Source organism: Cyclobacterium sp. 1_MG-2023 (assembly GCF_030546805.1).
In the GTDB taxonomy this organism is placed as follows: domain Bacteria; phylum Bacteroidota; class Bacteroidia; order Cytophagales; family Cyclobacteriaceae; genus Cyclobacterium.
Genome location: NZ_JAUOPC010000005.1, coordinates 1 through 19,815, shown reverse-complemented (window position 1 = coordinate 19,815; position 19,815 = coordinate 1). Strand labels below are relative to the sequence as shown.

General features: G+C 39.4%; 11 protein-coding genes. 5 read left to right on the top strand and 6 right to left on the bottom strand.

All coding sequences use genetic code 11. The features are described from left to right. Positions 1-111: 111 nt before the first annotated feature. The 6 genes from Q4534_RS08790 to Q4534_RS08765 form a co-directional block, all read right to left on the bottom strand. Positions 112-477 (bottom strand): four helix bundle protein, encoded by a 366-nt coding sequence (locus Q4534_RS08790; protein ID WP_303612799.1) that lies wholly within the window; start codon positions 475-477, stop codon positions 112-114. Positions 478-639: 162 nt separating this feature from the next. Then, positions 640-1,986, bottom strand: a complete 1,347-nt coding sequence (locus Q4534_RS08785) for an enolase C-terminal domain-like protein (protein WP_303612798.1) — start codon at positions 1,984-1,986, stop codon at positions 640-642. A 53-nt stretch (positions 1,987-2,039) separates the two neighbouring features. After that, a complete protein-coding gene (gene dgoD / locus Q4534_RS08780; protein WP_303612797.1) occupies positions 2,040-3,308 on the bottom strand; it encodes a galactonate dehydratase in 1,269 nt (422 codons plus the stop codon). 289 nt (positions 3,309-3,597) lie between these two features. Further along, positions 3,598-5,136 carry a SusD/RagB family nutrient-binding outer membrane lipoprotein gene (locus Q4534_RS08775; RefSeq protein WP_303612796.1) on the bottom strand — a complete coding sequence of 513 codons (1,539 nt, stop codon included), beginning with the start codon at positions 5,134-5,136 and terminating at the stop codon, positions 3,598-3,600. A 4-nt stretch (positions 5,137-5,140) separates the two neighbouring features. Continuing rightward, on the bottom strand, positions 5,141-8,272 hold the full coding sequence (locus Q4534_RS08770) for a SusC/RagA family TonB-linked outer membrane protein (RefSeq protein ID WP_303612795.1): 3,132 nt from the start codon (positions 8,270-8,272) through the stop codon (positions 5,141-5,143). 2,224 nt (positions 8,273-10,496) lie between these two features. Then, on the bottom strand, positions 10,497-11,735 hold the full coding sequence (locus tag Q4534_RS08765) for a mandelate racemase/muconate lactonizing enzyme family protein (protein ID WP_303612794.1): 1,239 nt from the start codon (positions 11,733-11,735) through the stop codon (positions 10,497-10,499). Positions 11,736-11,961: 226 nt separating this feature from the next. On the opposite strand from Q4534_RS08765, the gene Q4534_RS08760 reads away from it, so the two are divergent. The 5 genes from Q4534_RS08760 (at position 11,962) to Q4534_RS08740 (ending at position 19,558) form a co-directional block, all read left to right on the top strand. Beyond that, on the top strand, positions 11,962-13,137 hold the full coding sequence (locus Q4534_RS08760) for a DUF4221 family protein (protein WP_303612793.1): 1,176 nt from the start codon (positions 11,962-11,964) through the stop codon (positions 13,135-13,137). A 370-nt stretch (positions 13,138-13,507) separates the two neighbouring features. Beyond that, positions 13,508-14,752, top strand: coding sequence for a serpin family protein (locus Q4534_RS08755; RefSeq protein WP_303612792.1), 1,245 nt, complete (start codon positions 13,508-13,510; stop codon positions 14,750-14,752). Between the two features lie 348 nt (positions 14,753-15,100). Beyond that, positions 15,101-16,696: an RNA-directed DNA polymerase gene (locus Q4534_RS08750; RefSeq protein ID WP_303612791.1), complete on the top strand. Its 1,596-nt coding sequence runs from the start codon at positions 15,101-15,103 to the stop codon at positions 16,694-16,696. After that, on the top strand, positions 16,693-17,382 hold the full coding sequence (locus tag Q4534_RS08745; protein ID WP_303612790.1) for a hypothetical protein: 690 nt from the start codon (positions 16,693-16,695) through the stop codon (positions 17,380-17,382). The genes Q4534_RS08750 and Q4534_RS08745 overlap by 4 nt, the downstream gene beginning before the upstream one ends. Positions 17,383-17,464: 82 nt before the next feature. Further along, positions 17,465-19,558: an ATP-binding protein gene (locus Q4534_RS08740; RefSeq protein WP_303612789.1), complete on the top strand. Its 2,094-nt coding sequence runs from the start codon at positions 17,465-17,467 to the stop codon at positions 19,556-19,558. Positions 19,559-19,815: the final 257 nt, after the last annotated feature.

The window sequence follows — 19,815 nt, the reverse complement described above, 5'->3', positions numbered from 1 at the left end:
GCTTTAATTTTGATTGATCACAGGTCTCCTCACTCACCAGATAACCAGAACATAGCTCTTCCCGCTTACTGATCACTCCTTCAACAGATCATTGATTTTCCGCTAAGGCTTTTACTTTTTTATCGTTAACTTTTTTCTGTAGGAGGCCATCACTTTGAGGATTTCTTCGGCTTCTTTATAGCTTTTTGTCATTTTTTCTTTGGAAATAAATCCTGCTTCTGTGATCATCTCTATCCAGAATAAGGTTTCATCGGCTTCTTCAACCACTATGCAAAGTTTGGCGAAGCGTTCTCTCTCAGACCTTGCCCTGCAGACAGCTCTAAAGTTGGCGGCAGTGGAGGTTACTGATCTAATCAATTGCTTTCTTATTACGCCTAAGGCATCGCTGTACTTAAGTTCACTCAATAAAGTTATTACCTGTAAAGCTAGGATTTTAGTTCGGTCCCTGAATATTTCATTGAACTCTTCCTGTTTCATGGTAATTTGGATTTGGTTAAGGGGTGATCGAGTGATGTAGTGATGTGGTGATCGAGTGATGTGGTGATGTAGTGATGTGGTGATCTAGTGAGATTTATTCTCGTTACCCTATCACCGATCACTTTATCACCCAATCACAGATCACCACATACCTTCTCTTTCTTAAGGCCTTATAATCGTCCCATCAAATTTCCTTACTGTCCATCTTGAATTGGTATGCATCGGGTATTTGGCGGCAAGTTTTTCATTGATGTCCACACCTAGGCCGGGCACTTCGTTTACCCACATATAGCCATCTTTCATTGTAGGGGATCCCGGGAATATTTCTCTAGATAAATCAGATATTCTGGCGGCCTCCTGAATACCAAAATTCCAGATTGCCAAATCAATATGTGCATTGGCTGCATGACCCACCGGAGAAACATCTCCCGGTCCATGCCAAGCTGTTTTGATTCCATAAAACTCACCCAACCTAGCCACTTTCATTGCAGGAGTTATACCGCCAATCTGCGAAATATGGATGCGTATATAGTCAAACAATCGGTTGGTCATTGGCTCTTTGAATTCATTGATATTATTAAAGAGTTCACCCATGGCTAAAGGAACAGTGGTGGCATTCCTCAATTGTTTGAACCATTCCATCTGCTCCGGAGAGAAAGGGTCTTCAATAAAAAACGGATGGTAGGGCTCCACACTTTTCACTACATTGATGGCATCAATCGGATCTAACCTCTCGTGAATGTCATGCAACAACTCTACTTCCTCTCCACATTGCCTTCTTACGGTTTCAAATAACTTTGGAACATCTTTTCTGTATTTTCCCTGATCCATGTATTGATCGGTATCTCTTGCAAAGCCTTGCTTTTTAAAATCTGGTTCACCGGATATACCTGCACCTCCATAGCCCCCTTGCTGAATCCTTACATAACGATACCCTTCTTCCATATAAGAGGAAACCTGGTTGGCTGCTTCTTCGGGGGTGTTGCCGCTAGCATGGGTGTAACATGGAATGGCAAACCTGCATTTACCTCCCAATAATTGGTAAACAGGCATATTGGCACGCTTGCCCTTAATGTCCCACAAAGCTTGGTCAAGTCCACTGATGGCGTTGTTGAGTACCGGGCCATTGCGCCAGTAGGAGCTAACAAAGGCAGCCTGCCACATGTCCTCAATATTGTCTACATCCTTGCCTACACAAAACTCTTTGAGGTATTTCTCAATGGCAGTGATCACTGCAAATGCCCTCTGGGTAAATGTGGCACAACCCAAGCCGTAAAGACCCGGCTCTGAGGTTTCTACTTTGATGACAATTAAATTAGACCCACTGGGGGCGAGACCAATGGCCTTTACATTGGTAATCTTTAGTGGAGGTAAACCATTTAGGTAGGCAGGTTTTTCTTTTTCAGTGGCAGCCTTGGCCTTTGGGTACATGCCCAACATTCCGGCCATGGTGCCCAGTCCCAATCCTTTGAGTAAATTCCTTCTGGTATTGTTTTCCTTTTCTTTCATTTTTTATTGATGGTCTGATTTGAGTTCGTTTTGTTTTTATGAGTAATTATTGATTACCAGTCCACTACTGATCCATCCCTAGGGTCGTAGGATTGAGGGTTGGTCCAGTCATGGCCTATTTTGTCTGCCAAAGCGTCTTCGTCTAGTTCTATCCCTAAGCCGGGACCTTTTGGTATTAGTACTGTTCCATCAGATTCAAGTTTAAATGGGTTTTTTAAATAACCTTCACCTAAAGAAACCTGCTCCTGTACAAGAAAATTGGGTACACTGGCTGCTAAATGTAGGCCGCAAGCCAAAGAAATGGGGCCCATTGGATTGTGGGGCGCTATGGCAGCATAATAAGCTTCGGCCATTCCGGCAATAAGTCTGCCTTCTGTTAGCCCTCCCGCATGACAAAGATCCGGCTGAACGATGGCTGCAGCTCCTTTTTCTAAAATTTCTCGGAAACCCCACTTGGTGAATACCCTTTCTCCTGTGGCAATAGGGAGATGGGTTCCTCTGGCAATTTCTGCCATGACATCCACATTTTGCGCCTGGCAAGGTTCTTCAATAAACATAGGTTGGTATTGTTCCAGCTCTTTGATAAGTACTTTGGCAGTCTGTGGGGATATGGAGCCATGAAAATCTATCCCTATGTCCATTTCAGGTCCCCCGGCTTCCCTAAGTGAAGCGAAATTATCAGCAGCATATTGGATAAATGCAGGGTTCTCTACAATCCTTGCAGGCTGTTTTTTAGCAACCCCTGTTTTGATGACGGTATAGCCTTCCCGCTTTCTCTTTTTCATGTCTTCAGCGTTGGATGCCCTACCGTAAATCCGAACCCGGTCTCGGGTAGGTCCTCCAAAAAGTTCATAAACAGGTACTCCCAGGAGTTTTCCTTTGATGTCCCATAATGCATGGTCTATGCCGCTAAGTGCTGAGGTTAAAATTGGGCCTCCTCTATAAAATGCATGGCGGTAAATCGCCTGCCAATGGTGTACCACACGTCTAGGGTCCTTGCCAATCAGGTAAGGTTCCAGCTCCTTGATGGCGGTTTGGATGGTGAGGGCACGGCCTTCCAAAAGTGGTTCACCTAACCCTACTACACCTGCGTCCGTGTGAATTTTGAGGAAAATCCAGCGTGGTTTTACTAAAAATGTTTCCAGTTTGGTGATTCTTACCTCTCCTTCTTTAAAGTTTGTTGGACTTGGTTTTTCTGCGTAAGAAGAAAGTGGGAGAAGAAGGCCGGTTCCTGCCAGCCCTAATACAGACTGTATGGCATTTCTCCTGCTCACCTGAGCTCCGGCAGGTTTTCGTGTCACCTTTTTTTTAGTTTTTTTCATCGATTATTGGGTTGTTGTTTGCGTTTTTATGTCTTAGATTAATTGTTTTATCCAGAGATTGCTTAAAGTAGTAGGCATCAAAAAAGAATAGCATGTTTAATTTTTGGTGTTTTGTGGTTAACCTGAATACCTATGTAATCTTCTTTTTTTGATGTGTTTTAAAGCGAAAAAAGAAAGTTAGAATTTAGTGTACAATTTAAACTATTAAAAACCTTCTATGGAATAAATTTAATTTTCACAATAATTAGTTAAGCGCACCTGCCTTTTATTGGCAAGCACGCTTAAACACTTAAGGTTGGTCCCACCAAACTCTTCTGTCTAAGTTGTTAGCGCCTTGTCTGCTGATTGCCTCCTGTAAGTTAGATCGGTTGACGACCGTTTCTGAATCAGGGTAAGGCATGCTTCTGATAAAATCTCCTGTGATTTCAGAACCTGCATAGGGATTGGGCTCCAGGGTAGGGTAGCCACTTCTCCTGAAATTGGCGAATAATTCAGAGCCATCAAGAAAAGAAGCTATCCAATACTCTGTGTTGATTTGCTCCAGTGCCATTTCTGTTACCAAGGGATGGTTGGAAATATAGCTGTTGATGTCGGGTTCTGAAATTGAAGCGGCTACATCGTACATGGCCATTTGCTCCATATTGGCTCTAATACCGGCTTCATAATAGCTTGCAGCATCACCTTGGATCCATCCCCGGATGGCAGCTTCAGCCAATAGCAGTTGGTTTTGGGCATAAGTGAGAAAAAACTGCGGAGAGTCCACTTTCAAAACGGTATAAATATTTGCTTGGGAGAAATCCCAAAGACTCACCACTCCGTTTTCATCCAGTACGCTATTGATAGAAACATCATCATGTCCCATGGGCATGCCTATTTGTAAGTCGGGGTCCCGAGTGATCCGATCAATGGTTTGGCTTGGGCCGTTTGTAGCGCCTACATGTCTAATGGCAATGGATTCCAACCTTGGGTCCTCATTGTTTTTGAGGTGTTCTACAAAGGGTTCTGTAAGGTAATAGTTCGCTTTTTCCCTTGCACCAAGATGAACACCAATATAATTATTGAAGACGGATGTATTGCGAAGGATGGCATTCTCCTCATTGGAGGAGATTAGACCTCCGGCCACGGCCTTTGACACGTACGTTTGTGCAGTGGAGGGGTCAACTTTGGTCAAGCGCATGGCTGCACGTAACATTAGCGAGTAGCCGAATTTTTTCCATTTCAATGGGTCTCCTCCATAAAGAATTTCACTGGAGGAAGAGGGGTTGTTGGGGTCTAGTCCGGCAGTAGCTTCTTCCAGTTCCTTTAGGATGTCCATATAGATGGTTTCTTGGCTATCGTATTTTGGCGTCACAATCTGTTCGATAAATCCTTTGGCACCTTCAAAGTAGGGGATGTCTCCATAAGAGTCTGTCAAAACCATATAGGCATAGGCTTTCCATATTCTGGCAGAATGGTAAAGATTGGTGTCTTCAGAGGCCTCCTTACTTTTCTCTACTGCATCCACCGTGTTTTTTAATACGTTTCGATAGGTGTTTTGCCAGATATGTTGGGAGCGGGCCAGGTTCAGTTGGTTGTAATTGGCTCCGGCAAGGGAGCTACCAAAGGGGGTGATGATTTGTTGAACAATCCCGAAATTGTAGGAAAGGTCCTGTAGGGAACTTACCCCATCTCTATAGCGCATGTCTAAGATCCCCTGATTCAATAGAAACACAGGATTTAAAGAAGTAGGATCTACCAGATTGGTGTTGATTTCATCAAATTTCTCATCACAACTGAAAAATCCTACAGCCATTATCAGGCTCAAAATATATTTTGTTAGCTTTTTCATGGTTTTAAAATTTTACGTTTAGATTAAATCCTAAACTTCTGGTTGGTGGCAATGCAGGCCAGAAATCCATGCCATTGGCATTGTCTGAGGTGACCGATACATTTTCCGGATCCATGTTCTGGGTCCATTTCTTGAGGATCAATACATTGTTGGCTACCCCGCTTAGGCGCAGCTGCTTGATAAACAGATTTTCTGGCAAGTGTTTGCTAAAGTCATAGCTCAAGGATACCTGTCGAAGCTTCCAAAAACCGGCATTGCTTACCCAGTCTTCGTTAATGCCCAGCACATTGGTGGTTTCGTAGAAAGGTTGAATCAAAGATTGGGTGGTGTTGATCTCTCCGTTTGGATTGACACCATCACCTATTACATAGCCTTGATCTCTGCCATTGAGGGTGTTTTTGTGAAGGCCATGTCGAAGGTAGTTTTGGTTTCTCCCGGCGATCATTTTGTGGCCCAATTTAAAATCAATAAGGGTATACAGGCTTAATCCTTTATAGGTGAAAGTATTGGAAATACCACCGTAGTATTTTGGAAGTACAGAGCCCATGTTTTGCGGTTCGTCATTTCTTAGGGGGCGGCCGCTGTTTTCATCAAAAACCATTCTTCCCTGATCATCCCGGAGATAGGTAAAGGTGTAGATTTGCCCTATGGGTTGACCTACCACTTGCCTGAGTATCCGCCCGCCGCCTGAGCTTACCGTAATCATGGTGTCGGCCTCAGTTAACCCGAGTTGCAATACTTCAGAAGTGTTGTAAGTAGTATTTACACTTACATCCCATCGGAATTTTTCTGATCGAATAGGGGCGCCCGAGACCAAAACTTCCAATCCTTTGTTCATGCTTCGGCCGATATTTACCAATTGATTGGTAAAGCTGGATGCATCTGATATCTGGGTAGCCAGGATCTGGTCATTGGTGATTTTATGGTAATAGGCAAAATCCAGGTTTAGTTTTTCGTCAAATAACCTGAGTTCCATACCAATTTCGGTTTCCTGAACTCTCAGTGGTTTTAAGTTGGTATTGGGTACCGTGCTGGCGTTCACTCTGCCTAGAGGAGATGGAAGTCCATCAGGGTTTGGGAAAAGGTTGTTGTCTACGGCATAAAACAAGGCGTTGGAATAGGGGGAGACATTGTCATCGCCCACTTCTGCATAAGCCATTCTGAGTTTACCGAAATAAAGCCATTCCGGAAGGTTTTGGAAGGCTTGGGAAAACACAAAGCTGGTCGCCACGGAAGGGTACATGATGCTTCTATTGGCAGGAGCCAAAGTGGAAAACCAATCGTTCCTGGCCGTTAGGTTAAGAAAGAGCCACTCTTTGTATGAAAATTCTCCCAGCCCATATAGGGAGTTGATTTTTCTTTCAGAAAGGCTGTACAATGGGTCTTTTACACGGCCATTCATTACTGTGTATAAGTTGGGAATTACAAAGTCCTTGACAGCCACACTATTGTAGTCCATTCTTACAAAGCGTTGGTTTCCGCCCATGGTCAGGTCAATATTAAAATTGCCAAAGGTTCGGTTGGCACCTATCAAGAAGTCATGGTTGGTTTCCCTGAACCTTCTGGTGTCTTGGGTGAAACTCCCGTTTACAAAACCTGCAGGAGCCGGGGGAATGGGGGCGTAGCCATTGGGTGTGTTGTAGTCATTGTCTCTAACGTAAAAATCCATGGAAAGGCGCCCCATGGCATAGAGCCAGGGCGTAAATTGATAGTTTAGAGAAACATTGCCGATAAGGCGGTCCCTTTTTACATTATCAAATCGTTTGGAGGTGGAATAGTAAGGATTGTTTCTTACCAGAAACCTGGCCATCACTACCTCATCCCCGTTGGGGTGGGTGATATTGTTTCTCAAGGCTTCAAAAGGCATTGAATTGGCTAGGGTCATGATAACGGTGGCGGTAGAAAAATCCTGGGCATTTACCTGAGGTGGATTTTGGTTGGCTTCATGGGAATAATTAGCGTTTCCTGAGGCTACTAGCTTGTCTGTTATGTTTTGAGAAAAGCCTAAATTGATCGTTTTTCTGTTTAACTCTGAGTTGGGGACAATGCTGTTATTGTCGGTATTGGCAAAGGAAAGGCTGAAGCCGCCATTTTCACCACTGTTGGCTACAGTTACCGTATTGGTCCAGTTGGTGCCTACATTATAAAATTGGCTGATCCGATCGTATACGGGTTCGTAAGGCCATTCCTCATTGTCAAATAAAATCTGAGTCATACCCGGTTCAAATTTCTCACCAAAGCTCCAAACACCGGAAGTAGGGTATGCGCTGGTTGGTCGGACACCTCCTTCACCTTGACCGTATTCGTATTGGAAATCTGTAAAATCAAGGGGAGTGTCAGTGGTGAAATTGGAGTTGATTTCCACACCTAGGCCTTTGCTTGCGTTTTTGCTTTTGGTGGTGATCATGATGACCCCGTCTTTTGCCCGAGAGCCATACAGGGCTCCGGCGGTTGCTCCTTTTAGTACGGTCAAGGTTTCGATGTCGTCCGGGTTGATGCTCAATAGTCCATCTCCTCCATCTGAATTGTTCATTTGTCGATTGCCGTAATTTCCTCCCAAGGAGTAATTCGAATTGTCCATGGGTACGCCATTGATGACTACCAAGGGGTTGTTTTGCCCACTAAAGGAAGATTGTCCTCTAATCCGTATTTTACTTGTCCCTCCGGGACCGGTAGACATGGAGGAAATGTTTACCCCGGCAACTTTGCCTTGAAGGGCGTCTGCAAAATTAGGGGTTCGGTTGTCTGAAATGAGTTCACCATCTACAGTAGTGGTGGAGAAACCGAGGGTCTTGGCTTCTCTTTTTATTCCCAGCGCGGTTACTACCACTTCTTCCAGGCCTATATCGCTGGAATTTAGCATCACATCTATTTGGCTTCTGTTTTGAACTTCGATGGTTTGGGGCTGATGGCCGATGTAGGAAAAAATAAGGGTAGCATTTGGAGGAGCGCTTAAGCTGTACTTCCCGTCAATGTCTGTGACGGTACCTTGTGATGTTCCGCTAATGATGATACTTACCCCGGGGAGGGGTTCGTCGCTGGCATCTCTCACTGTGCCACTGATGCTGTTGTTTTGTGCGTAGATTTGGCCATACCAAATCATGGTGAGAAAAAGCAAAATTACTTTGTTTTTCATAACTAAGGTTATTTTGGGTTAGTGATATAAAGTAATTAAGTGCAACAATTGATTGAGTAATAACAAATAGTAATTAAACCCTATTAATTTGATTTTAAATGATTTTAAATCATTATTAATTGAGTAAAATAAGACTAAAAGTTATTAATTACTTTAAATCATATTATTATTGACTTTAATACTTTATTTATTGTTTACTCAATATATTATTAATCATTATATATGTCAATTTAATATTGTTTAAATTTTATAGAAGGTGTAAATGTTTTGTTAAATGGTTAAAAAATAAATGAAAAGGTTTGGTTATTAGGTAAATACCTTGTTAAAATGTTATGATGCTTTACTTGGTTACAATTGATTTTATTGATAAAAAAATTTAAATAAATGACTATTGTTTAAGCCCTGTATGGTAAGGGTTCTTTTGTATAGCTCCTAAGAAAATATTCAATACAGGTAGAAATTTGGATAACCATAAGCGTTAGTGATTTTGTCAGCATTGTTGCAGAAAAAAAAGCAACAATACCGCCAAAATCGGATTGTGGTTATGGTTTTGACCAAGGCTTGACAGCCTTGGCTACAAAAGTGACACCCCTTTGGGGTTTTGGGATTTGTTAGGCTTTGCCTTCAATATTACCATTGTGAGAACAGTTAAGCGATAACAATGTTCATGGTATGCAAAGTGATGTAAGTATAAACCTCGTCTAGAGATTTAGTCTGCATGGTTGAGGGGGAAAGCTACAATATCGCCAAAATTTGAGCTTGCTTTTTTCTGACCATTGGCATGCATCCATGACTTTTATTTTTTCAGATCCTTCAGGAACATTAATACAATTAATTGAGTGTTTTAAAGCATTCAAGCCCTGAAAGCGTGTAATACTCCGATTGTCCATCCAAATTAAATGGGAAGTGCTTCATCCATTGCGGGTATAAATCACGACCAGGGCTCGGAATAAAAAAGCAAACCGCAAGCCGATGTGGCGAAATATCACAGCCGGAGGTGTAAGCTTAGTTTAGGAAATACACATTAAATGATTTTGTCAGCATTGTTGCAGAAAAAAGAGCAACAATACCGCCATAATCGTATCATGCTTATCGTTTTAACCAAGGCTTGACAGCCTTGGCTACAAAAATGACACCCCTATGGGGTTTGGGGATTTGTTAGGCTTTTCCTTCAATAATACCATAGAGAGTAGTGTCAAGCGAAAATGAGTTCTATGTTAGGTTAAATGTCTAGCCTATATGGCTTTAGCTGCCTAAGCTTATTCAATTCCGTTTGTTTTTTTTTTCGGCCTTATGGAAATTAGAAAAATGGATTGCTCAATGGCGTTAAAAACAAAAAACTGTTTGAGGCCTTTTCGGCCGAGTTTTTTTTTGTTTAGCCAGGGAGTGATTCATTTTGCGTTAAGATTTACATACAGCCTTGATCTTTTTGATTCGTTTTTGTATCAAAGCCTGCCTGATTTTTAACTCACTCAGGGACAAAAATGAACAGGTAGAAATTTGGATAACTATAGGCGAAAGGGATTTTGTCAGCATTGTTGCAGAAAAAAAAAAGCAACAATACCGCCAAAATCGGGTTGTGCTTATCGTTTTAACCAAGGCTTTACAGCCTTGGCTACAAAAATGACACCCCTATGGGGTTTTTGGGATTTGTTAGGCTTTTCCTTCAATATTACCATAGAGAGTAGTGTCAAGCGAAAATGAGTTCTATGTTAGGTTAAATGTCTAGCCTATATGGCTTTAGCTGCCTAAGCTTATTCAATTCCATTTATTTTTTTCGGCCTTATGGAAATTAGTAAAATGGATTGCTCAATGGCGTTAAAACAAAAAACTGTTTGAGGCCTTTTCGGCCGAGTTTTTTTTGTTTAGCCAAGGAGTGATTCATTTTGCGTTAAGATTTACATACAGCCTTGATTTTTTTGGTTCGTTTTTTCATCAAGGAAAAAATGAACAAGAAGACAAAAGGATAGCTAGTAATAAAAGTCGATAAATCATATCAAAAGGTTGGATTTTCATACCATTTAATAATGTTGATTACATTTTATGATCTGGAAAAATGTGATTTTGTCAAACCGCAAGCCGACATGGTAAAATATAACAGCCAGTGGTATAGCCGTGGCCGACTAAACCTCAGTATGCAATACAATCCCTAGTAGCCTTTCTTTTGTTTTTAGTAAATGGTTTTTAATCCTTATAGGAAGCTATTTGTTTTTTTAAGTCTCTACTACCAGTTGTGAATGGCGCCATCAGGACTTTTCAAGTAGGGATGTGTAAACTCGGTGTTTTTTGTTACCTCAAACAATAAATTGGCTTTTTCCGGTGAGAAAATAACGCCAAGTCCGGGGCGGTCATTCAGATGAACTTTTCCTTCCCTGAAGTCTATAAAATCTTCGTTGAAATAATTGGGTTTTTCAGGTTCACCACCAGCTAGCTCTATCATGCATCGGGTAGGACTAGAAGATCCCAATACATGTACCAGTGCTGCAGTAGAAAGCGGGCCGGTAAAATGGGGGATGATGCCCACATAATGCGTTTCGCCAATGGCTATTATTTTCTTGATTTCGCTAATACCCCCTGTATTGGGTAGGGTTACCCTGCTGTAATCGATAAGGTGATTTTCCATCAACACATTGCTGTCCCAGCGATCCCCAAATTGCTCTCCCACGGCAATGGGCACTTTGGTCATGTTCCTAATGGTTCGGTATACTTCAGGGTTTTCAGACCTGATGATGTCTTCTACAAAATAGGGTTCCAATTCTTCTAGTGCATCACAGATCTTTATCGCTTCTGTCGTGTCAAAGCGGGTGTGAAGGTCAATGGCCCAATTGCCGCTTCCGCCCACTGCTTTGTCTAGCCGTTGACAAGTTTCAATGGTTTTTTTACTGTTTTCATAAAAATCAAATGGCAAGTCCCCATTGCCACCGGTAGGACCAATTCTATAACACCTTAGTCCTGCCTCAAGACAGTCCTGTGCCTGGCCTTCCATGGTGCTGGCTTTGCTTTTGCGAAAACCTGTAGCGTAGCATTCTACATAGTTACGGGTTTTTCCGCCCAGTAATTCATATAGTGGAACATTCAGCGCTTTGCCTTTAAGGTCCCATAGGGCCATTTCTATGGCGCCGACTCCATGAAGTTTCTCACGGCCCGGGGGATAAAACATCCCACGATAGAGGTATTGCCACAGGTGTTCGATTCTGAAAGGGTCTTCTCCAATGAGCATTTCAGCACATTGTTTGACCATGTCGGGAGTGCCCCCTTCACCTATTCCAATCAATCCGGAATCGGTTTCTATTTCCACAATGCCTCTTGCCTGGTTAAAGAGTGGCTTGTTGTATCCGGGAGCTGCGTAATAACGGATTTTTTTGATTTTATAATCCGAACGTGCGTGACTTGAAAAAGGTATTCCGGAAAATAAGGCGACGGAACTCAGGCCACCAATCTTTAAAAATTGTCTTCTTTCCATGGTTAAGGGAGGGTTTTTTGCTTTTGAATTGCCTAATCTTCTAATTAAATTTTAATAATGCAAATGCTATCAGTTAAATTAAGTTTTCATCGGTTGGTTGGAGGGAATCCGGAGCAATTGAAATTAAAATTAGACACTAATGAATATTGCCCAACAAATATTCTCTTCTCCAGGATAAAAGGGAGCGGTTTATTGGGAAGCGGTAATTATTTGTTTAGTTTTAAGCATGTTCTTAGCCAAGCCTTTTATAAAGTGGAGTCTGTTTTATTATTGTTCGGTACTTAGTCTCCTCTTTTTTGCCTGCCAAAATAACAATGAAAAAGGAGAGTTGAAATTAAAAGTGGTGGATGAAATTACTTTTGAAACAGACAGCCTGGTGCCTATCAATCCGGGGCATATTCAGTTTTTGGAAACTGATTCGGGATCTCAAATATTTATATACAATTATTTTAAAATAATATACCAGTTTTATTCCTATCCTGAGGGGAAATTGGTGAAGGAAGTCCCCTTGCATATGGATGGACCCAATAGTGTCAAGCCTTTTTCAGGTGGAGTACTCATAGCAGAAGACTCTATCTGGCTGGTCAATTATGCCCCTCAAAAAATCGTTTTAATTAACTTGGAAGGAGAGGTTCAGTTACGGAAACCCATTCATAATGAGCTTTTCCCTATTTCCCATATAGGTGTTTCCTTGGAAACCCCATTTTACCAAATAGGTAATAAGGTGTATGGTGCGCAGCCACTTTTTATGAAGTACCATGACATGGATAAGGCGGACATTCAAAAACACCAATTGGTATACAGTTATGATATATCAGAGGATACCGTGCAGTGGTATGATGTTTTTTACCGGGAAGACTATTGGGATAAGGGCAAAAAAGGCAGTGGGTATTCCTGGGCAAAAAGAGAAGATAAAATTTATATTGCGGCCTTGTATGACCATGAAATCCAGATTTTTGACACGAAATCGGGTAAGGTTGTCCATAGAAAAGAAGTTAAATCTGAAACAGTCAATAATTTTCTTTATGTAGAGGAATTGGCACCTAATCCCAGGGCGGCTTTGGAAGATAGGATAAAATATGACCAATATGGTGCCCTGATCTATGATCCTTTTAGAGATGTATTTTATAGGGTCACCACTCCAGCAGTGGAATATGATCCGGAGGCCTCTGATGAAGACTTAAACCATTTGAATTATTACCGTCCTTATACCGGTATTATGGTTTTAGATAAAGACCTGAATATATTGGCGGAACATACTTTTGACACTTTCGAAGTTTATGTTGGAAGAAATTTTTTTGTTAGGGAAGATGGCTTGTACCTCTCTAGAAATAATCTTTTCCATCCTGATTATGATGAGGGTGTTTTCAGGTTCCTGGTAGTAAGGTTTGAAAAGGAGTAAAAGTTAAATCTAGCTAAAGCCCGTTTTAAATCCCCCTTGGGGGAGTTTCGGCCAAGGTTTTTTAACGCTGAATTTTTAGAATTTAAAGGTACTGTTAAAATGTTAAATCAGTAACGTATTCGTAAATCCTGAAAATCCAAAATCCCTCCGCCGCGGCGGAGGGACCAAGGGGGATTCTTTCGTAAACATTCAAAAATACGAGCTTGAAAAAATAGTATCCTACCGTATAAATCCCCCTGAGTCCTCCTTTTTTTAATGGGGTAATTAGCTCTTCCAATCCGAAAATGGAAGAAGATTTTGGTTTTTTTAATTTTCATTGTAGCATTTACCCACTTCTTTCCGTATAGGTGATAAATAAATCCCAAAAATCATGAAAATAACGACTGCTTTGCTCTGTTTAATGGTGTTTACCGCTTGCAATTGGGGAGAGGATGAGGAAATCGACCTTACAGCCAATATCCGGCCTTTACAGGTTCAGGAGCAAGAGATGGTTTCGAGCAGTTCTCAATTCGCCTTCGATTTGTTTCATGAACTTCAGAAGAAGGAGGATGTCAACCAGTTTTTCAGTCCCTACAGTGTACATCAGGCACTCGCCATGGCCATGAATGGCAATGAAGACGAGGTAGAGGCAGAGTTTATGCAGGTTTTGCGATTTGAGGGGATGGAATTGGAAGAAGCGAATAAAGCAGCAAAGTCCCTGACCGATTATCTATTGGCACTTGATCCCAAGGTGAGGTTGTCTATCGCCAATGCCATTTGGTACAAACAGGGCTTTGAATTGAATCAGGAATTTGCAGAGGATGTGAGGGACAGTTTCAGTGCAGAGATTGCGAGCCTTGACATGTCCAATCCACAATCTAAAGAGGTGATTAATCAGTGGATTGAAAACAATACCAATGGAATGATCAAAGACATGCTTGATTATGTTGATCCGGCAGCAGTGATGTACCTTGTCAATGCCATCTATTTCAAGGCGAATTGGAAGTACCGTTTTGATGTTGGTAATACAAAGAAAGCGCCTTTTTATACCGCCTCGGGTCAGGAAGTAGATGTGGACATGATGCAAATGTCTTCTCCGGCAGGATTGAGGTATTACGCTGATGGCGCATTGGAGTACCTGGAAATACCTTATAGTACCGGGCAGTATACCATGGGCGTAATCTTGGATAAGGATTTTGAATTGGACAGTAAGATGGAGGCTTTTACTTTGGAAGACCTGGAGCATTTTAGAGCCAATGCAGATACTTCAAATTTTATCCTAAAGATGCCCAAGTTCAAGATGGGGTATAGAATAGATAATTTAAAAGAAGAGCTACAGCACCTAGGTTTGGTAAAACCATTTGTACCCAGTCCTTTAAATTTCAGTAAACTTTTTGTGAACCCAACCGCACCAATGGCGATCAGCAGGGTGATTCACGAGGCGGTAATTGAAGTCAGTGAAGAAGGTACCGAAGCTGCTGCTGCAACCATTGTAGCAATTGAAACCACCAGTTCGGGTCCTTCCCAGCCAAGGGTTTTCAGTCTGGACAAACCTTTTGTCTTTTTTATCCAGGAGAACAGCAGTGGGGCGATATTATTTGTGGGTAAACTTGGAAACCCTGCGCTTCTGGACTAGACCTAAAATACCAACATAAAACCAAGCCAAAGCCACCAGGATTTATTTCTAGTGGCTTTTTGTATATAGAGAGGCTTTTGGACTTATTGCTTTTAAATTATGGAAGTGGGAAAAGCGTAGGCCTAAGTATATTCTGTGTTTTGTTTAAAGCAATGCCCATTAATATCTCTTTTCTGACCGTTTTTAATAAAATCCATTAAGATTTCAGTATTTACAATGGTTTGGTTGTCCTAAATTATTAATTTAAGGGGTGGTTTAGTCGAATGAGTGGTGTGTATAGTGGGTATATATGTAACTCCTGGGCTAAAATGTGTTTATATAGGATTGTTAGGCACAATAAATAAAATAATGGATTACTACAAATTAGCAATAGATAACATTTCAAAATTCGGGGACACCGATATATTTCCCTACCCTATTGAAAATGCTCTGTTTTATGATAAACCCGAGGAAGTAAAAAAAATTTTAGAACAAATATCAGGTGATTTCGACAATTGGAGCACTAATTATCCTGTTGAATCAATCAATAGCTGTATTCCTGTTGGTATTACCGGATTTAGATGGGCAGCAATCGTTGATCCAATTTGGAATGCTTTTTTACTTTATGAAGTATTACGAATTTCAAAAGATTTAGAAACTAAAAGAATAGCTCCATCAAAGAATTGTGTTTTTTCTTATCGGTTAAAATTAAAACAAACTACAGGAAAGTTATTTGATAATGATTTAACTTGGCGAAAATTTTATGAGACAGCAAGAACAAAGGCTAGCAGCTCTGCCTACGTAATTAAACTTGATATTTCTGATTTCTACACTCGTATTTATCACCACAGGTTGGAGAATGCCTTATTGAGGTCAACAAGCAATACTACTTCCGTTAAGAGGATTATGACAATTCTTAACAGTATATCAAAAAATGCATCCTATGGGTTACCTGTTGGGGGAAATGCTGCAAGAATTCTGGCTGAAACTTTACTTAATTCATTTGATCAAGTTATAAATAGTAAAAAAATAGATTTTTGCCGATATGTTGATGATTATATAATATTTGCCGATTCAAAGGAAGATGCATTTAAAAAATTGAACTGGTGTGCTGAATTTCTATTGAGAAATGAAGGCTTGACCCTTCAAAAAAATAAGACTCAAATTTTAACAAGTTCCGAATTTATTTCACAATCGACTGTCATTCTTGAAGGTGAAGATGACAAGGAAGGAAAAGAACGATCTGCCTTCATGAGAATACACATTAAATACGACCCCTATTCTATAACAGCAGAACAAGATTATAAAGAATTAAAAAGGAAATTATCAGACTTTGATATTGTTCCTTTAATAAAAACTGAAATTAGAAAAAGTAGAATTCATCACGCTTTTGGGAAGCAACTTTTAAATGCTGTGAACATCCTTGAAGATGAACCTTTGAATTTAGCATTTAAAACTATTGCCTCTAATTTAGACTCGTTTTATCCTATTTACCCTTCTGTTATGCATCTTGCTAATAGAAAACTTTTGGATTGTGATGAAGAAACGATTGATTTTTTTCTAGATACACTAGCTGAGTTGGTATTTACAGATTCATACATTGTTCAGACTGATAATAACTCATCGTATACTGCTCGAGTACTATCTTTAAAAAACAGAGAAAGTAGTATTCAGGCAATTGACCACATAGCAAGTGCCTCAAGATCAGCATTAGTAAAAATGAATTGTATTTATGGTATGACAAACCTATCTAATTCCTTTTGGTTGTCTGATTTGAAGCCTCAATTTTCCACGTTTACATCTTGGGAGAGAAGGGCATTTATAGCCGCAAGTTATTATCTAAATGATGAAGGAAAACATTGGAGAGATAAAATTGAACCTCAATTATCAGAATTTGAAACTTTGTTAAAGAGATGGATAGGAAGTAAAAATCCTTCGGCATCAAACTGGAAATTACCATTATGATTTCAGAAAAAACATTTGCTCGAGGTTACACCTCGTTTTGGACTCAAAATACTCCTTGGTTAAGTGACTATGTGAGTTTTCTTAATAAAGGCAGTATTGATCGAATATTTAAACCTATTGATTCTTTAGACGAAGCTAAGCATAGATCTATAAATAATACGTCTGCTTTTATTAATTTCAAACTAAAAAATACATCTAATGATTTAGAAATAATGGAGGTAGTACAAATTGCTGCGGAATATTTAAAGTATTTTCCTAGAAATGGCTTGGACACATTTGAATTGGATCAGATAAACAGTAAAATAATTAATGAGCAAACAGATAGATTAGTAAAAACATATTTCGGAAAGACATTAGTTTTCGACCCAAAATTTAGAGGTTGTGGAATAATTGCAAATTGTCAAGGTGATATATACTATGAAAATACTCTATGTGAAATTAAAGCAGGCGAAAGGAATCTTCAAGCATCCGATATTAAACAATTATTAGTTTATTGTGCTTTAAATTGGCTGACAGAAGAGAAATTGGCGATAGATAGTATAGAAATTTTTAATCCAAGACAAGGCATTTTTTGGAATACCAAATTAATAGATCTTATGGACAATATTTCCACTTTACCTATGGAAGATTTGTTTGAAGAATTGGGGCATTTTGTATACACTTCATCTGAAGAAATTGAAACATAATGTACCCAACGATCAATATAAAAGGCATTAAAACGCTTTTTTTATATTGATCGTTGGGGTGCATTAATTAAAGACACTAAAAATGAATAAGAGAACAAGGCTCATATTTCTCGGACTCTCTTTACTTCTTTTAATTGGAGTTGGGAGATTCGTTACAAATGATTTTGATTTCTTACTCAATGACTTTTGGTTCACTTCAGGGTTTTTGCTTTTAATATTACTTTCTCTAATTGACCAACCTCACTTTTCGAAGGACTCAAGTATTTTTATAAATGCCGTTACCGCAGGCATATCTCTTCTTTTAATTTCTGAAGAAAATAGGAATTGGGTCTTTTGGCTTTTCCTTGGAATAACCTTGTATCTAGCCCTGAGTAGTTACTTATTGATGTGGGTGAGAAATAATCCTTTAACTCAAGAGAATAAATGGATACAATTTTTCTCTAGGGTAAATAGAGAAATAGGAAAACCTCAAACGCTATTCTCGGCTTTCTTTCTTTGGGGAGCGTTAAATCAATTTGGATTAGGTAGTGACGGTTTTAACGCTTTGCTATTGTATTGGGTTATTTTCATGATACTCAATATTCCAGCAATTGCGGTTATCTTCAATAATCTATTTGAACCGAAAGAATTAGAAAAACAAGAAAATGCTCTTGGCTCAATCTTGGGTGTTCAATCAAAAAACACATTTCTTGTCAAATTATTTTCAGAACGAAAACAAAAAATAAAACTCTTCGATTTTGTAGAGTTTGTCTACTCTATTGATGATACTCGTCAAATTAGAAAAGGTATAATATTAGACACTTATCTATTAAATGAACAACAATGGATAAAGGTTCTTACGACTGCTGAAATCAATAAGATTTTTGAAAACAAGCCTATACTTAAAGGACATACTGACGATATCATTTACAAAATCTCTGATGTTCCAGAGAATGAGTATCTAGAAACATTTGTAGGTATAATTACCGAAAACTCTTCAATTCAAAAAATCAAATTTGTATATAATTCAAAGGCTTCTGTTAATGATGGCCAACTTTTAGAAGTTAGAGTTAAAGACACCTCCGTTTATTATCAAATTGTAGAAGGAATAACTAGAATTGAGCAACTAGAAAATAGAAATGAAACAGGTTTAATAGTTGGAGAAGCAATACAATTAGGAACTTGGAATCATGAAAAGGTAAGGTTTGAACAATTTGGTTGGGTTCCCGAAATAAACTCTCCCGTCTATATTTCTTCAAAGATTCAAGATGTAGAAATTGCGGGAACTGAGTTTCAGATTGGTCATATTCCAAATACTAATTTTCCCGTTATAATAAACAAAGAATTAGCCTTAACCCACCATACTGCAGTTCTTGGTGTTACGGGAACAGGCAAATCAATATTCGCCCGCAATCTTATTAGGGAATATTTAAAGGATGAAACAATCAAGGTTATTTGTATTGATTTTACAGGTGAGTATAAGGGGAAATTCGATGATTTAGACCCAATTGATGTAATCAATAATACAGTTGCCGATATGGCATTTAAAGAAATAGATGAAATTGAATTAGCCGTTTCGAAGAATTATGGAAAAGACAATGAGGCAACAATAGCTAAGCGAAAAGAAGTATCTAAAACTATGCATGCTGAAATAACTTCTTTCATGCAAAATCCTGCAGCAAAGATTTCAATCTTCGAATTGCCTGATGTTAATAATACTTCAGGTATCTTAGAATATACTCGATTATTCTTCAAGCTATTATTTCATATTGCAAAAAATGACAAGTCGTTTGGCAATAAAGTATGTTTAGTTTTAGAGGAAGCGCATACTGTGATTCCTGAATGGAATTTTGTTGGAATAGCAGACAAATCATCCCAGTCTTTGTTAAACAGTATCGCTCAAATTGCACTACAAGGGCGTAAATATAATGTTGGACTAATGGTAATCGCTCAAAGGACGGCTAATGTGTCAAAAACTGTCCTTACACAATGTAATACAATTATATCATTTCAAGAATTTGACAAAACCAGTAGTGAATTCCTCTCCAATTATTTTGGTCAAGGTATTGCAAACGTTCTTCCAAATCTCAAGTTTAGACAAGCGATTGCAGCGGGTAAAGCTTTAAAATCAAATGTTCCTATGATCTTTGAAGTTCCAGAGATAATCGAACCAGAAATTGAAGAAGAAAATAAATAAAAAAACGACACCATACCCAGAACGTTGTGCGTCAGCTAAATAAACATCGTGATAATTTAACATTAGCGATAGGTATAAAATAATACTAACATTATCGGTTGTAATATTACTCGCAAGTTGCAACTAGAAAAGTAAAAAAAACAACGATATGGCAGACAAAAAAGACCAAACGGAAAAGCCTGGCTATTTCGGTCTGACCATGCCAGTGATTTCGGTCAAACCGTGCCACTAAGAAAGATCATTTAAAGTAGGTTAAT

Excerpts from the sequence above, each read along its gene's own strand:
- Q4534_RS08755 (WP_303612792.1), top strand. The coding sequence starts at position 13,508 with ATGAAAATAACGACTGCTTTGCTCTGTTTAATGGTGTTTACCGCTTGC.
- Q4534_RS08760 (WP_303612793.1), top strand. The coding sequence starts at position 11,962 with ATGTTCTTAGCCAAGCCTTTTATAAAGTGGAGTCTGTTTTATTATTGT.
- Q4534_RS08745 (WP_303612790.1), top strand. The coding sequence starts at position 16,693 with ATGATTTCAGAAAAAACATTTGCTCGAGGTTACACCTCGTTTTGGACT.
- Q4534_RS08740 (WP_303612789.1), top strand. The coding sequence starts at position 17,465 with ATGAATAAGAGAACAAGGCTCATATTTCTCGGACTCTCTTTACTTCTT.
- Q4534_RS08785 (WP_303612798.1), bottom strand. The coding sequence starts at position 1,986 with ATGAAAGAAAAGGAAAACAATACCAGAAGGAATTTACTCAAAGGATTG.
- dgoD (WP_303612797.1), bottom strand. The coding sequence starts at position 3,308 with ATGAAAAAAACTAAAAAAAAGGTGACACGAAAACCTGCCGGAGCTCAG.
- Q4534_RS08775 (WP_303612796.1), bottom strand. The coding sequence starts at position 5,136 with ATGAAAAAGCTAACAAAATATATTTTGAGCCTGATAATGGCTGTAGGA.
- Q4534_RS08750 (WP_303612791.1), top strand. The coding sequence starts at position 15,101 with ATGGATTACTACAAATTAGCAATAGATAACATTTCAAAATTCGGGGAC.
- Q4534_RS08765 (WP_303612794.1), bottom strand. The coding sequence starts at position 11,735 with ATGGAAAGAAGACAATTTTTAAAGATTGGTGGCCTGAGTTCCGTCGCC.
- Q4534_RS08790 (WP_303612799.1), bottom strand. The coding sequence starts at position 477 with ATGAAACAGGAAGAGTTCAATGAAATATTCAGGGACCGAACTAAAATC.
- Q4534_RS08770 (WP_303612795.1), bottom strand. The coding sequence starts at position 8,272 with ATGAAAAACAAAGTAATTTTGCTTTTTCTCACCATGATTTGGTATGGC.